At 55.4% G+C, this 14,493-nt stretch carries 13 protein-coding genes; 12 read left to right on the forward strand and 1 reads right to left on the reverse strand.

Features of this window, described 5'->3' with window-relative positions:
* Window positions 1-19 precede the first annotated feature (19 nt).
* From lon to J3U88_RS18755, 6 genes are all read left to right on the forward strand, one after another.
* Window positions 20-2,365: an endopeptidase La gene (gene lon, locus J3U88_RS18730; RefSeq protein WP_207860470.1), complete on the forward strand. Its 2,346-nt coding sequence runs from the start codon at window positions 20-22 to the stop codon at window positions 2,363-2,365.
* Window positions 2,366-2,728: 363 nt separating this feature from the next.
* Window positions 2,729-3,190: an SsrA-binding protein SmpB gene (smpB, locus tag J3U88_RS18735; RefSeq protein ID WP_207860471.1), complete on the forward strand. Its 462-nt coding sequence runs from the start codon at window positions 2,729-2,731 to the stop codon at window positions 3,188-3,190.
* 7 nt (window positions 3,191-3,197) lie between these two features.
* The gene (locus tag J3U88_RS18740; protein ID WP_207860472.1) at window positions 3,198-4,619 is read left to right on the forward strand and encodes an amidohydrolase family protein; all 1,422 of its coding nucleotides are present in this window, start codon (window positions 3,198-3,200) and stop codon (window positions 4,617-4,619) included.
* A 48-nt stretch (window positions 4,620-4,667) separates the two neighbouring features.
* Window positions 4,668-5,285 carry an endonuclease III gene (nth, locus tag J3U88_RS18745; protein WP_207860473.1) on the forward strand — a complete coding sequence of 206 codons (618 nt, stop codon included), beginning with the start codon at window positions 4,668-4,670 and terminating at the stop codon, window positions 5,283-5,285.
* A 96-nt stretch (window positions 5,286-5,381) separates the two neighbouring features.
* Window positions 5,382-5,591: a twin-arginine translocase TatA/TatE family subunit gene (locus J3U88_RS18750; RefSeq protein ID WP_243436019.1), complete on the forward strand. Its 210-nt coding sequence runs from the start codon at window positions 5,382-5,384 to the stop codon at window positions 5,589-5,591.
* A 123-nt stretch (window positions 5,592-5,714) separates the two neighbouring features.
* A complete protein-coding gene (locus tag J3U88_RS18755) occupies window positions 5,715-5,921 on the forward strand; it encodes a hypothetical protein (protein WP_207860474.1) in 207 nt (68 codons plus the stop codon).
* 290 nt (window positions 5,922-6,211) lie between these two features.
* On the opposite strand, the gene J3U88_RS18760 is transcribed toward J3U88_RS18755, so the two are convergent.
* Complete coding sequence (locus J3U88_RS18760; RefSeq protein WP_207860475.1) at window positions 6,212-6,967, reverse strand: molybdopterin-binding protein; 756 nt, start codon at window positions 6,965-6,967, stop codon at window positions 6,212-6,214.
* A 729-nt stretch (window positions 6,968-7,696) separates the two neighbouring features.
* Here J3U88_RS18760 and J3U88_RS18765 point away from each other — a divergent pair.
* The 6 genes from J3U88_RS18765 (at window position 7,697) to J3U88_RS18790 (ending at window position 14,467) form a co-directional block, all read left to right on the forward strand.
* The gene (locus J3U88_RS18765) at window positions 7,697-8,416 is read left to right on the forward strand and encodes a hypothetical protein (protein WP_207860476.1); all 720 of its coding nucleotides are present in this window, start codon (window positions 7,697-7,699) and stop codon (window positions 8,414-8,416) included.
* Between the two features lie 11 nt (window positions 8,417-8,427).
* Window positions 8,428-9,144, forward strand: coding sequence for a cytochrome c (locus J3U88_RS18770; protein WP_207860477.1), 717 nt, complete (start codon window positions 8,428-8,430; stop codon window positions 9,142-9,144).
* Window positions 9,145-9,408: 264 nt separating this feature from the next.
* Window positions 9,409-10,251 (forward strand): serine/threonine protein kinase, encoded by an 843-nt coding sequence (locus J3U88_RS18775; RefSeq protein WP_207860478.1) that lies wholly within the window; start codon window positions 9,409-9,411, stop codon window positions 10,249-10,251.
* The gene (locus J3U88_RS18780; protein ID WP_207860479.1) at window positions 10,248-11,549 is read left to right on the forward strand and encodes a CPBP family intramembrane glutamic endopeptidase; all 1,302 of its coding nucleotides are present in this window, start codon (window positions 10,248-10,250) and stop codon (window positions 11,547-11,549) included. The genes J3U88_RS18775 and J3U88_RS18780 overlap by 4 nt, the downstream gene beginning before the upstream one ends.
* A gap of 250 nt (window positions 11,550-11,799) precedes the next feature.
* On the forward strand, window positions 11,800-13,632 hold the full coding sequence (locus J3U88_RS18785) for a M23 family metallopeptidase (RefSeq protein ID WP_207860480.1): 1,833 nt from the start codon (window positions 11,800-11,802) through the stop codon (window positions 13,630-13,632).
* A 349-nt stretch (window positions 13,633-13,981) separates the two neighbouring features.
* Window positions 13,982-14,467 carry a hypothetical protein gene (locus J3U88_RS18790; RefSeq protein ID WP_207860481.1) on the forward strand — a complete coding sequence of 162 codons (486 nt, stop codon included), beginning with the start codon at window positions 13,982-13,984 and terminating at the stop codon, window positions 14,465-14,467.
* Window positions 14,468-14,493: the final 26 nt, after the last annotated feature.

Here is a 14,493-nt window from a genome sequence, read left to right on the forward strand (position 1 = left end):
CTTGGAGCTGATTCCCCCTATGAACGACCATCAAGCCGAACGTGAAAAAGAAATGGTGATCCCGGAGATTTTGCCGGTTGTCGCTGTTCGCGATGTGACCTTGTATCCCTTCATTATTTACCCGTTTTCGGTAGGCCGTGATTTCGGGGTGGCGGCCGTGGAGGCTTCCCTCAACGAACATCGCTTGTTGGTCATGCTCGGCCAACGGGATCAGAACCAGGATAATCCCGGCCGCGACGGCCTTTTTGATGTGGGTACCGTTGCCTCCGTCGTTCGCATGATCAAATTGCCCGACGGGCGACTGCGCATTTTGGTTCAGGGCATCAGCCGTTGCAAGGTCGAGTACTTCACCCGCGAATCCCCGTACCGCGAAGCCAAAATCCAGCTTTTACAGGACCAGGAGAGCGAGGCCGATAAACTTGCCAAAGAAGCCTTGATGCGCACCGTCAAAGGGCAGCTCGAGCGTTTGGCTGGACTTGGCAAACCCGTTTCCTCCGAGGTCCTTGTGATGGTCAACGGCATGGACCTGGGCGGACGCCTCGCCGATTTGGTGGCCGGCAACATTGAAATTAAACCCGGCGAAGGTCAGCGGATTCTCGAAGAACAGGATGTGCTTAAGCGCCTTCAGTTGGTCAACGACACCCTCGCCAAGGAAGTGACCCTGCTGGAAATGCAGGCCCAGATTCACAACCAGGCACGGGGTGAGATGGACCGCTCCCAACGCGATTTTTACCTGCGCCAACAACTTAAAATTATTCAAAGCGAACTGGGTGAAGGCACCGAGCTTCAAGATGAAGTGGCCGCCTACCGCGAAAAACTCCAAACGCTGGAGTTGCCGGAAGAAGCGCGCAAGGAAATTGAGAAGCAGATCCGGCGCATGGAAAACATGTCGCCCGATACCGCCGAAACCGGCCTGATCCGCACCTACCTAGATTGGATGTTTGAGTTACCGTGGAACAATTTCTCCAAGGATCACCTCGATCTGAAACGCGCCAAAAAGTTTTTGGATAAAGAACACTACGGCCTGGAAGAGATCAAAGAGCGTATTTTGGAATTTCTGGCCGTTCGCAAACTCAACCCCCAGCTTAAAACCCCGATCCTGTGTTTTGTCGGACCGCCGGGCGTGGGCAAAACCTCCTTGGGTCAGTCGATTGCCAAGGCCATGGGCCGCAAGTTCCACCGCATCTCGCTTGGTGGTTTGCGTGACGAGGCCGAGATTCGCGGGCACCGCAAAACCTACGTCGGCGCCTTGCCCGGCCGCATCATTCAGGGGATCAGTCAGTCCGGCACCATGAACCCCATTTTCATGCTCGACGAGGTCGATAAGATCGGCCAAGATTTTCGCGGCGATCCCTCCTCGGCGCTTTTGGAAGTGCTCGACCCCGAGCAGAACAAAACCTTCCGCGACCATTACCTGGGCGTGACCTTTGATCTCTCCAATGTGTTGTTCATTCTCACCGCCAACACGCTCGACACCTTGCAGCCCGCCTTTCGCGACCGCCTGGAAATTATTGAGTTGGGCAGCTATACCATGCCCGAGAAGGTCCAAATCGCGTCCCGTCACCTGGTCCCCAAACAAATGCGGGAACACGGCTTGAATCGCGAGCGCATCGGGTTCTCCAAAGCCATTTTGGAAACCATTATTCGCGGTTATACCCGTGAATCGGGTCTGCGCAACCTGGAGCGTTTGCTCGCCAAAACCTGCCGTAAAGTCGCGCGCAAGGTCGCCGAGGGTGAGGACCGCCTCTACCGCATCAAAAAGGCCAATTTGACCGAATACCTCGGACCCGTCAAAGTTTTTCCCGACTTTCGTTTGAAGCGCAATCAGGTCGGGGTTGTGGCCGGCTTGGCCTGGACCTCGGTCGGCGGTGAAATCCTATTCGTCGAAGTGACGCGGATGCCGGGGAAGGGTAACTTGTTGTTAACCGGGCAGTTGGGTGACGTTATGAAGGAAAGTGCGCAGTTGGCGCTTTCGCTTATTCGTGATCGCGCTGAGAAATACGACATCGCCAAAGAAGTGTTCTCCGAGTCCGATATCCACGTTCACTTTCCCGAGGGCGCCACGCCCAAGGACGGGCCCAGCGCCGGGATCACCGTGGCCACCGCCATCCTGAGCTGCCTGACCCAGCGTCCGGTGCGCGCCGAGGTCGCCATGACCGGCGAGTTAACCCTGCGCGGCGATGTGCTGCCCATCGGCGGTCTAAAAGAAAAAGTGTTGGCCGCGGTGCGCGGTCAAATCAAAACCGTGATTTTCCCGGAACTCAACGAAAGCGATTGGCAGGAAATCCCCGAGGAGATCCGCAAAGGGCTCGACTTCTTTGCGGTAGGCCGTGTGGAAGAAGTCTTCAAAATCGCGTTGGTGTAAGCGTCAATTCGTGTGTCGGTGAAACACTTTAATTCCTGCACCTGTGTTGGGGAAAGTAGGCTACAATAAAGCCCACTTATCGCAACTAAACCGACCACTATTTGTCGTCTCCCGGGCGATTGCACGGTGTTTGTCGGCGGTGACCCCGGGGGAAGCGGGACCGGGAATCGGCCGGTGCGATGCTGCTTGGCTTTCGACCCAAACGCGGGTTTATGTTCCGATTGAGAACGGCCTTTTTAGAAACGGCTAAGCGACGCTAAGGCATTTGAGCCCAATTCGAAACCCATCAAAATGATTCGTAATTAACCCCGCTTATGATAAAGTGTTTTTCTCAAGTTTTGCTGATTTGGAGCGCTTCCGAACATGGCTGTCAAAATTATCGCTGAGAACCGCAAGGCCCGCCATGATTATGAAATCTTGGAAAAGGTGGAAGTCGGCCTCCAGTTACAAGGTTCCGAGGTGAAATCGCTGCGTGAGGGACGCGCGAATTTGACCGACGGGCACGCGCGTTTTAAAGACAACGAGGCGTGGTTGATTTCCGTGCATGTCTCGCCGTACGTCAACGGGGGATACGCGAACCACGACCCCTTGCGACCGCGCAAGATTTTAATGCATCGTAGAGAGTTGGACCGTTGGATGGGTAAAATTAAAACCAAGGGTTTAGCCGTCGTCCCTCTCAAGCTATACTTTAACAAGCGCGGATTCGTCAAATGTGAGCTAGCCTTGGCGCGCGGTAAGAAACTCCATGACAAACGCGAGACCTTAAAACGCAAAGTGATGGATCGGGAAGCTCAGGCCGCGATCAAATCCAGGCGCGGGGGGTAAGGTCGCTATGGAACTGTGGTCTGCTGATCGGGTATGTATCAAAGGGCGATTTGAACGCGACTGGGGCATTATGGTGGATGACGAAGGGGTCATTCAGTCCATCGGGCCGCGAGACCAGTTGGTCGCCAACGCCAAAAGTGTCCGCCAATATTCCGACCACATCCTGCTACCTGCTTTTATCAACCCCCACCACATTGGGTTCACCCGCATCTTTCGCGGTTTGTTTGATTTCAACGCCTCTTTTCAAGAGCTGCGTCAAAAGCTGGTTTGGCCACTGAGCCAAGCCATTGATACCGAATTGTTTGAGGCCGTTTACCGCCTGGCTTTGGCCGAGCAGGCCTTGTCCGGTGTGGCTTCCGTCGGCGAGTTTCACTACCTTCACAACGGTTATTTTAAAGAACCCGGCCGCGGCAACTTCGGCGAACTGCTGATTTCCATCGCCAAGGACATGGGTTTGCGCCTCAACCTGGTTTACACCTTTTTCGACCAGGGCTCATCGGAGAATACCCGCGCTTTTATTCAGCCGTTGGATTCCAGCCTGGAAGAGTTCCAAGCGCTTTATGATCGCTATCGCAACGATCCCCTCATCAACATTTTGCCGGGTGTCCACAGCTTAGAGCATACCTCTTCCGAGGCCATCATCGCCGCCGCCGAGCTGGCCGAAAAGTACGACACCAATTTCCACGTTTGTTTGGCCGAGCGCGAGTCTGAGCTCGAAAACGCGCGCCTGCAATATGGCACCACGCCGCTGCGCGCCCTAGAGAAGATGGGTGTTTTAAACGAGCGATTGGTTGTCATTAACGGCACCCACCTCGACGAGGAAGAGCTGCACATGCTGCGCGATTTCGAGAACCCGATGGTGATCTGCCCCTCCGCTTCCCTGGCGCGTGGCGACGATTTCCCCAACACCTTGGGTTTGATTCGCGAGGAGATCCCCATCGCCGTTGGCTCCAGTACCATCGGCATGAGCAACGTTTATTCCGTCTGCAATGAAATCCAATGGCTCGAATTCTCACAACGCAGCTTGCAGAAAGTCATGAATGTGCTGTGTTCGCAAACCGACATTACCTCCCTGTGGGAGTTGGGCACCGTCAACGGTGCCACCGCCTTGAACTTGAATTCCGCGCTGCTGATGCCGGGCTCACCCGCCGACTTTATGTTGGTCCGCATTTCCGAGGTCGGGTTCCGGCCCCATTTCAAATACAGTGACAATCGTTTCCTCAACCAGTTGATTTACGGTTGGGGTAATCAGGTTCAGGTTACCGACCTGTTGGTGCAAGGCCGGCCCATTGTCAAAAACGGCTACATTTGCTCCGACTTATCGGACAGTATTTACAAAACCGAAACCTGGAGCCAGGCCGTGTTGCGGTCCATGGAAAAATCAGCCGGGAAAACCGCCGACGAAGTACCGACCGAAACGCCTTCCTAAGGTTTGCGCCGCGGTCCACCGTCATTTTCCCAGCAACAGGAGCAACGTTTGCGAAAAAGTGAACGCGCGGCCTTTATTATGGCCAAGCTCGACGAGCTTTACCCCGAGGTCCCGATTCCGCTTGACCACCGCGATTCTTATACCCTGTTGATTGCCGTTTTGTTGTCGGCCCAATGTACCGACAAACGCGTGAACCAAGTGACCCCCGCCTTGTTCGATTTGGCCGCCGATCCCCAAACCATGATCCGCCAAACGCCCGAGGCCATTCGAGAAATCATTCGTCCCTGTGGTTTGTCCGAACGCAAAGCTCAGAATATTTACGATTTATCCCATATTCTTTTGGCCGAACACGGTGGCGAGGTGCCCGCCTCATTTGAGGCCTTGGAAGCGTTGCCCGGTGTGGGTCACAAAACCGCCTCGGTGGTCATGGCCCAGGCGTTCGGGGTGCCCGCGTTTCCCGTCGATACCCATATCCAGCGCTTGGCCAACCGTTGGAAACTCACCAAAAGCAAGAGTGTCGGCAAAACCGAGAAGGACCTCAAAAAAGCCTTTCCCGAAAAGCACTGGAACAAGCTGCACCTGCAAATTATTTTTTTTGGGCGCGAGTACTGCCCCGCGCGCGGCCATGATCCGGCCCTTTGCCCCATCTGCTCCGTGGTCGGGTGATACCACCCTCGTTTAACACACCTTCCGATGCGCTTCGGGTAACGACCGCCGGGTTCTGTGATACACTAGCGACGATTTGAACGAATGGAGGGGCCGATGGCACCACCTTTAGCTTTGGCAATGATCGGACCATGGGAAATCGGCCTTATTGTGCTGGTTGTCATCGTGTTGTTCGGTGCCAAGAAATTGCCGCAACTGGGACAAGGTTTGGGCGCCGGTATCCGTAACTTCAAGGATGCTGTTTCCGGGCAAGAGGAAGAGAAAAAAATCGATCCTGGCAAACCCGAGGCGAAACCCGAAGAATAACCCGGTTCTTTTGATGAATCCGTTCAAACCGTTGTCGTCTTGATCGCAGTGGTTCTCGGTGCGACGCCCTGGGTGTCGGTGCTCTGAACCAAGCCAAATTCTGAACCATTTCGGGGGCTTGCGATGCATGTTGTGAGGTACGTAATCGGCTGGTTTGTCTACCGCGTGAAAGCGGGGTGGTGGTATTTCTGCTTGGCCTTAAAGCTGTGGTTCGCGATTGGTCTTGATCGCGATTTCGACCATACCAAGGACGATGAAGCCGTTGCGAGGGAGTTCTCTTATCCTGGCAAAAAAGAATACCGGCGGCATCTGAACCGACCGGTGGAATAGTCCACGTTCGATTAAAGCGGCTTTCTTGCCCGTATTGCCCACCCAAAGTGTTTGGGAAACTTTTGGTGCGCTATGCGGGTTAGGGCCGCTTTTTTAGTGAACTTTATTTGTTATAGGGACATAGCGGCACGGCTCGTGGGAATCCACCAAACGTTTGCCCTTTAAAAAAGCGAGAAGGGCCGCTTTTTTAGTGAACTTTATTTGTTATAGGGACATAGCGGCACGGCTCGTGGGAATCCACCAAACGTTTGCCCTTTAAAAAAGCGAGAAGGGCCGCTTTTTTAGCGAGCTCATTCCTGTTGGGGCACATAGGGCGCCGGTTCTTGCGAACCCACCAAATGCGCTTGTTCTTTAAAAAAAGCGAGGAGCGCCGCGTACAGTTCTTTTAGCTGGGTTTCGTTCGTGGATTTCAGTGTAATTTTGGCCGCGTACTCATGGTGATTCCAACGCGGGTAAGAGCCGATTTCCACCTCGAGGAATTCTTCTTGATAACGGGTAAGCGCCTCCGCGAATTGCGCTTCTTCCACACCGGAAAGCAGTTCGGCATAATAACGTTGCACTGAATTGGGTAACAGGCCGACGACCCCTTCGAATTTGCGCACAAACACCTCGGGCAAACCCGGCAACACAAAGCAGTTTTTTACCTTGATGATCGGCCATTTGGTTTCGCCAAAACGCACCAGCTCGGTACATTCGGGCACGGTCGCCTGGCGCAACGCGGCCGGTGTGAGTTTGTCGCCGTAATAACCTTTGATGCCGTCGGCAAGGGTGGGGTGCAGGATCATCGGTGAATCAAAGGCCGCGCCATAGGCTTCGAGGGTGACGTCGTCATGGGTCGGCCCTACCCCGCCGGTACTGATCACAAACCGGCTTTGCGCGCTCAGGGCGCGGATCGTGGCCGAGATCACCCCAATATCGTCGCCGATAATGCGCGCCTCATCCACCGCGTAACCTTCCTCGGCCAGCCGGCGCAGCATGTATTTCAGGTTGGTATCCTCAATTTGGGCGGACAGAATTTCGTTTCCAATAATGATCAGGGAAATCACAACGGCACCTCGCGGCGATGCAAGCAGGAATGGACGTTCGGTTCAGTAGAAACTTCGGTGGACCCTTAAGCAAACCATGAAAAGTGGAATCGGCCAAGTCGGGGGTGAGGATGGTTGGGATGTTTCGCCTTTAGGAAGCCGGGATGGTGTTGGTTGGGCGGCGGGGGCTTTGGTGCCCTCTGCCGCCGCTTGCCGTCCGCGGATGAAGCCGTTGCTTCGCGGGGCGGAAAATAACGGCCGCTGCAATGTTGCAGATGCGTTTAAATCCATGATTTTGTGTGTGCTATTCGATAGCAGCCCTGTATCAGCGATTTCAGATCGCCGGAGTTACGGCCTTATCCGCATGCGCGATCCGTTCTACAAGGGTACTTCGCCACATCGCCGATCCTCACTTGATCCTGGTTTCCTGAGAAATTTCGAAAACCAACCTAAGCTCGGCGGGATTTACCCCATGCCCTGTCCTAGTCGTCAAACATCCAACTTTTTCCGATTATTTTCGGTCATTTCGTCTTCACCCCGCGTGTATTGGAGGAAGACGAGGCGGGCGGACTTGAAAACCCTGGGTGAATCGCCTTTAATGAACTCGTTTTTCCTTTTTCCAATTGGGGCTTATTCCGTGCGGGGCCTTGGTTCCGCCGTTCGTGTTTGGGTCCCTTCAGAATGCTTCCCCGCCTTGGGGAAGGTCGACGAATTTGGCGACCTGGGTCGCTTAGCGTGCGGAGGTACAGCATGCGTTGGATCGTTTTGGGGTTCCTGCTCTCCCTATCGGGGCTGGTCGGGCAAACCACCTTCCAGGAGCAGGCGGATCGCCTGCAAAATATAAATGCCTATCTGCTCGATTTTCGGCCGGCGGCCGCACCCGATGTGGTGGAGAAGATCACGCTTGAGGGCGCCTTCGACCTATACCCGCAGCCCAGCATCAACACCCGAATCGGTGCGAAGGACGAGCCGCTTGATCCACCCTCCGTGGTACCCAAACTGCGCGGTCGCCTGCTGCTGCCGCAAGGCTGGATGCTCGGCGGGACCTACGTGCCAGGGATCGAGTTTCAAGATTACAAAGCCGATTACATTTCTCTGGAATTGGGCTACCGCGTTCGCATCGGTAAATACGATGCGGGCCTGCGTGCGAGCTACGCCGACGGCGATGTCGAAGGGCCGATCACCGAGAACGGCGCCACCGATGAATTTACCTTCTCGAACGTCGGCTTCGATCTCAGCGTGGGACGGCAGTTCGGCCAATTCAAGCCCTACCTCTTTGTCGGCCAAAACGAGATTGAAACCGAATTGTTGATCGAAGAGGACGGCGCGCTTTTGGACAACGAGGACGACGCCCCGTACGCCGGGCTTGGGGTGACCTACATCCACGGTTCCTGGCGACTTAACTTTGAACAAAATTTTACCGACGACTACCTCGCCTTTATTTCGGTGAGTGCCGGTTACCGATTTTAGGAGTGGCGCGCATGTACGGAACAACAAACAAACAGGTGGCGGTGTGTCTGCTGCTATTGCTGACGGGTTTGACCGCTTGCTCGGACGCCGACACCCTCGGTGACGAACCCCCCCGTGAAGTGGTGATTAACGGCGCGCCGACCTGGGAAAACGGTATCGGTGAATTGGTTCAGCTTAAGTGTGGCTATTGTCACGCCGTGCCTCGCCCGCCCATCGCCCCTGAAAACATCGTGACCGATCTCGATCTCAATACCTACGACACCCGCATCGTCGACGGCCAAGTCATCCGCGGCGCCGACAGCATCGGCCGCTGGATTTACGACGGTATTCTGGATCAGGCCGTGCCCTATTACGACGATACGTCTCAGCCACGCCAAATGCCGTTGGACTACGGCACCCCGTTGACCGAAGCCGAAAAAGGTCTGCTGCTGACCTGGAGCGAAGCCGGCGCGCCGCGCAATGCCGCCGGTGAACCGCCGCCCGGCGATAAAAGTGTCGGCCTCGGCCTTTACTTCCAAGGTTGCGACGGCTGCCACAATATCGGCGACGGTCTGGCCCTCGATGAAAACACCGTGTTCGGTCCGGCGCTGCGTCCCGCCGCCGTCACCCAAGCCAAAATTAAAAGCATGTGGTTGGAGCGCATCAACCCCAGCGAGCCGTTGAGCGATGATCAGGCCGCCGCCCTGCAGGCCTACATCCTCGAAGACCTGCTGCCCAATCTGCCCTAAAAAAACAACCCCAACGGGACGGGCGATCCGTCCCGCTCCCGAGAATTTGCTTGAATCCATAAAAAACTTCTCGCTCGCCGCCGGCTTCCCTGGTTTATCATGTAAAATGAGTGACGTGGAAATTATCGAAACGACGCCCATTTCACATCAACCAAAGTGCCGTTGGCGCCTGTATGGAGCCGCTTCACCTGCAGCGCGTCCCGTTTTCAGGCCCGGTGATCACCCAGTCCCTTCTGGATTGGGCTAGCGGGGATGTTCGATCCTATGGCCAAGACATTTGCGAGATACCAGCTACTCAGGCGCATCGGCGGCGGCAACACCGGTGTCGTCTACGAGGCTTACGATCCCAAAAAAGATCGCCGTTTGGCGCTCAAAATCTTGCAAAACAACTTTCTGCTTACCAAAGAAAAAAAAGCACGCTTCCTGCGCGAACTGGCCGCCGCCCGCATCCTCGAACATCCAGCCCTGGCCCGCATCCACGAGGCCGATGAATTCGAGGGCTCCTATTACCTGGCCATGGAGTTCGTCGACGGCGAAAGTTATACCGAGGTGATCGCGCGCCACCGGGACGGCGTTTCCCTGCCCGAGTTTTGGCGTCTGATCCTGCCCGTGGTGGAGGGCATCGCCTGTGCCCATGACCACCAGCTCGCTCACCGCGATATTAAACCCGACAACCTCAAGCTCACCGCCGACGGCACCCCCAAGGTGCTCGACTTTGGGCTGGTAAAGTTTTTGGACGGGTCACGCTCCAATGAGGACAGCTTCCAGACCATGGCCGGCATGGTCATCGGCAGCGCCGGTTACATGAGCCCCGAGCAAGCCGGCGGCCAGCCCTTGGATCTGCGCACCGATGTTTTTTCACTCGGCATCGTGATGTACGAACTCTGTGCCGGCAAAAACCCTTTTGACGCCTCCAACGCCTTCGCCACCATCTCCAAAATTCTCAAGGCAACCCCGCTCAGTCTCGAGTTGCTCCGGCCCGATTTACCCATGGCCTTGTGTCAGCTCGTGCTCAAATGCCTTTCCAAGGACATGGGCCGGCGGTTTGATAATGCCCATGATCTGTTGCACGCGCTGCTTGCCGTGAAACGAAAGGCGCAGGGATGACCGCATCTTGGCGATCTTGGCTGGCCTTCGGCGCCGCCTTGACGACCCTCATCGTGGTTCACTTCCTCGATACCCCCATGGTATCGGTGGCCAACAAAACCATGCTGCTGGAGCGGCAGAGCCTGATTTCTTATTACCTTCAATGGCGTGCCGCCAACTCGCCCCAGGTCGATGTTTTTTTTGAGCGTTTGGATACCCTTTACCAAGAGAACCAACGGCAACCGATCCTGCTCGTGCCCATCGCGCTCATCCAATTTGAAGAGGGTCACCGCGACAAGGCGCTTGAAATTTTGGATTCCCTTCCCAAAAACAAAGAATGTGATCTCATGCTGTTCGTGCTGGGTGAACGGCAACGCCCGCCGCCCGACTGGAGCGCCGGTACCCAGCCTGATTGGGTCGGCATGACCCTTAGCCATTACGCCTTTAGCCGGCTCGAGCAAGATGCCGAGGCCGCCGAGATGATGTTCCGCCTGCGGCGCGTGGAAAAAAAGGAACAGCAGAAGTTCCACGTGCGCATGCTCACCCGCGGCTTGGCCATGGTCGGCTTTGGTTTGTTGCTAAGCATGTACTTCTCGCACCGCTACTTGAAACTGGAAGGCAAAGACTTTTTTCAGTTGAAACCGCTGTACCTGCCCTTTCATTCCTTATTGGTTTTTATGGCCGGCTTTTGTGCCATCTATCTTTTGGTTTATCAATTATTGGAACCCTTGTTGTCGGGGCTTCCAACCATTGTCGCTTTGCTGACCCCGGGCGTGATCGAAATGGTGCTTGCCATGGTTTGGGTCAAGTTCGTTTTTTTTAAGAAGTCGCGTTTTCCCATTTTTGAATCCCTTGGCATTGGCAATTTGCAAATGCGTTGGTTCACCCTTTTTCAAATTATCGGTGGGTTAAGTATTGTATTCGCCCTTTTTATCTTGGGGCTGGATCTTTCTTACTTTTGGCCCTACGCCTCCAGTGGATCGAGCCAACAATTTATCGCGTTGCTTGACGACCCCCTGTCCGGTGTTTTTTTGATTTTTTATTTGTGTGTCTTGCGACCTTGTTTTGAGGAGATCATTTTTCGCGGCCTCATTTTTCGTGTGTTGTTAGGCAATGTTAAACCCATGGCCGCCATCCTTGGCGCGAGTTTGTTCTTTATGTTATGGCACGCGCTTTCCGGCTGGCTGATGTTCCTCGGTGTCGGCTGTGCCTGCGCGGTTGTCTTTTACCGGACCGCCAATATCTTGGTTGCTATTTGGATTCATGGCGCGCTTAACGCCTTTCTGCTGTTCGCCATCTATTTTGGTTTGTATTCTTGATGCAGTCCGTTGCTTTGGTTAGGTTGGTCGGCGTGATTGCTCTCCTACCGGTTATGCACACCCCGATGAGCCGGGTACAGGGCCAGATGCGCCCTACTCAGGGCCTGATGCGCCCTATTCAGGGCCTGATGCGCCCTACTCAGGGCCTGATGCGCCGGGCGACACGACCCCGAGGCTGATTTGCGCGATGACGCGCCGTGCGGAACCCGGGTGACCCGCTTGATGAATACCTATCGAACAAGGAAGGGTTATGTTCGTTTTTTTGATGTTTTGTTCCATTGCCGCCGAACCCGTTTGGCAATGGCCGATTGATCCCAAGTTCGGTGTCTCCGCTACCTTTGGCGAGTACCGCGGCGAACGCTTTCATATGGGTCTCGACTTCTCAACCGGTGGGGCCGAGGGCATGCTCCTCAAACCCGCCCGTGAAGGCGTCGTTTTCCAGGTTCGCGCCCAGGACCGCGGCTACGGCAAGGCCGTGTATGTGCGCCACCCTGACCGCATGGTGACCGTCTACGCCCATTTAGCCGCCTTTGGTCCCGGCCTCAAAGCCGCCATCCAAGCCGCGGGAAAAAACCCATCACAGGCCTTTGGAACCCTCGCCTTGGCGTACCCGATAAAAGCAAGTGACACCTTGGGTTGGAGCGGGGAAAGCGGCGCCGGCATGCCCCACCTCCATTTTGAGGTTCGTGATGCGGAAAACCGGCCCGTCGATCCGCTCACCCTGAATTTCCCGACCTTAACCATTCCCATCCGTTCCAAAATTCGCGGTCTGCGTTTGTTGCCCTTAAGTGAAAACGCGCGCGTGAATGAAGGCCGCTTCCCGCGTACGTTTAGCCCCGACAAAGGGCCGATTCAGGCCCGCGGCCGCCTTGGCGTTCAGGTGGACGCCGCGCTCGCGGCGCCGCGCGATAATACCTTGGCGCCGCGGGGGATCCGTCTTTTGGTAGACGGTCGGGTTTTGGCTTCATGGCAACCCACACGCATCGATTTCGCCGATTACCGCCGCGCCGGTACCGTCATTGACCAAGCGTTCTCCGGGTTTGGGCCGACCCGGTACTTTTACACCTTCGACGGACGCCACCAGAGCCAAGCAGCGCTTCCCGGCCTCGTCGTCGACGGCATCCTCGAGGTCCGCGACAAACCGCGGCGTCTGCGCGTCGAAATCACCGGTTTTGATGGTGCGCTTCATCGTGAGGAATGGATTTTGGATCCCAAGGCGAAACCGGGCCAACGTTTGGCGGGAACGCCCGATCCCGAGTTGCCGCTCCAGCCGACCAGCTTGCGCCTGCGTCACTTTGGGCAGACGCTTGTGGTGACCGCGGCCGAGCGCGCCGGGACCTTGTTTTTGCCCGATCAAATGCGGGCGTTGGCGCCGGGTGAATCCTGGCTTTTTTCCCTGAAAGATGCCCCTTCACCCCTTCGATTTGCGTGGCGGACCGATGCAGGAAACCTCAAACGCGAGGTCGCGCTCATCGGCCCGGATCGCGCCAAAAACAGCACCTTGGGTCCCTTTCGGTTGGAAGTAACCGAGAAGCCGGCGTTGCCCACCACCGGCGCCCTGATCCAACCCGCCGACCCCAAGCAAGGCAAGGGCGTACTCGACTTCGTTTCACCCGTTCTTTCGTTTGGCCGCCAGGGGTTGCCTGTTTCCGGTTTGCGGTTGCATGTGGACGCCGCGGTCGCCAATGATCCGCAAGTCGCCCTTTATTACTGGTCCTTTGTCAAAAAACGCTGGCGCTACCACGGCCCCGTGAAGGCCGGTGGGTCCGGGGTAAAAGTAGACGTTTTGGAGCCGCTTGTGTTGGCGCGCGACCTGGTGCCGCCTGTCATTCGCGCCCCCAAATTACACCGTTATTTTGAAGGGCCGCGGGTGGTGATTCCTATAGTAGAACGCGGTAGTGGCGTTAACCGTGATTCCGTGACCGTTCGCGATAAAAACGGGGTGGTACCTTCGGCGTATGATGGTGACCGCCGTTGGATTGTATTGCAGACCGAGCCAAGCCGCGGCCCATGGGATGTCCGTGTTTCTGACCGAGCCGGCTTGGATACAACCGTCACACAACTGCGTCGACCGAGCCGTTAATTCAGGGTTTTTGGACCCTTTTGGCGCGCCTCTATTTCGTTACTGTTTTTGGTTTAGGCGACCGGGATACGGTCGCCATTTTTGTGACGTTTTTTGGGGATGAGCGGGCGTTTGCCTGGGGCAAGTACCGTGTGAAACCAAGGCCTGCCAAGGCTCTGGCGCTGAATTAAGCGCAGAAAAGGCTTCAGTATATGTACCCTTGTTCGGTTCTAGTTGACTGTGAATTATCTTATGAAAAATCAATGAAAATCAGTTTACACATCTTTTTCAGCAAGCGTCGGCGATTCCCCACTTGATAATCTTTTTGGCTGTGATATTATGCCGTATCTTTTTTAGTAAAGGACGTGTGATGGGAAAGCTTAGACTTGAGCCGAAAGTGAAACCTCTGGTTACCGGCGAAGAATATGAAAACTTACTCAGTACCTTGCGTGACGCCCAGGCTGATGCCGGTGATAACTATATCTATTTCGATTTGGAAGAAAATGAAAAGGCCAAGGATGTCAAGAAAGCGTTTCTCTTTGTTGCTGAAAAGGAAGGTATTTCCGTAGTCATCCGGCAACAGCGCGGCGTCAATTCCCTCGTTTTCTCCTTCAAGGATGATCAAGGCGCCGGTGGTACTAGCGGTGGTTCCGGTCGCATGTCGGCTGAGGAAGCGCGTGACCGCATTTTGTCCGCGCTGAAAAATGCTAAGGGCTCGCTGCAAAAGAGCGAAATCCTCAAGGATACCGGTGTTAGTAGCTCAACTTGGAATATCCGCATCAAAGAATTAATCGATAGCGGTGAAGTCAAGCGGGACGGCGAGCGTCGCGATACCCGCTACACCTACGCCGGCTAATTTCCCCCGATCTAATGAATCAAACC

Origin of the sequence: Acanthopleuribacter pedis (assembly GCF_017377855.1) — a bacterium.
Lineage (GTDB): Bacteria > Acidobacteriota > Holophagae > Acanthopleuribacterales > Acanthopleuribacteraceae > Acanthopleuribacter > Acanthopleuribacter pedis.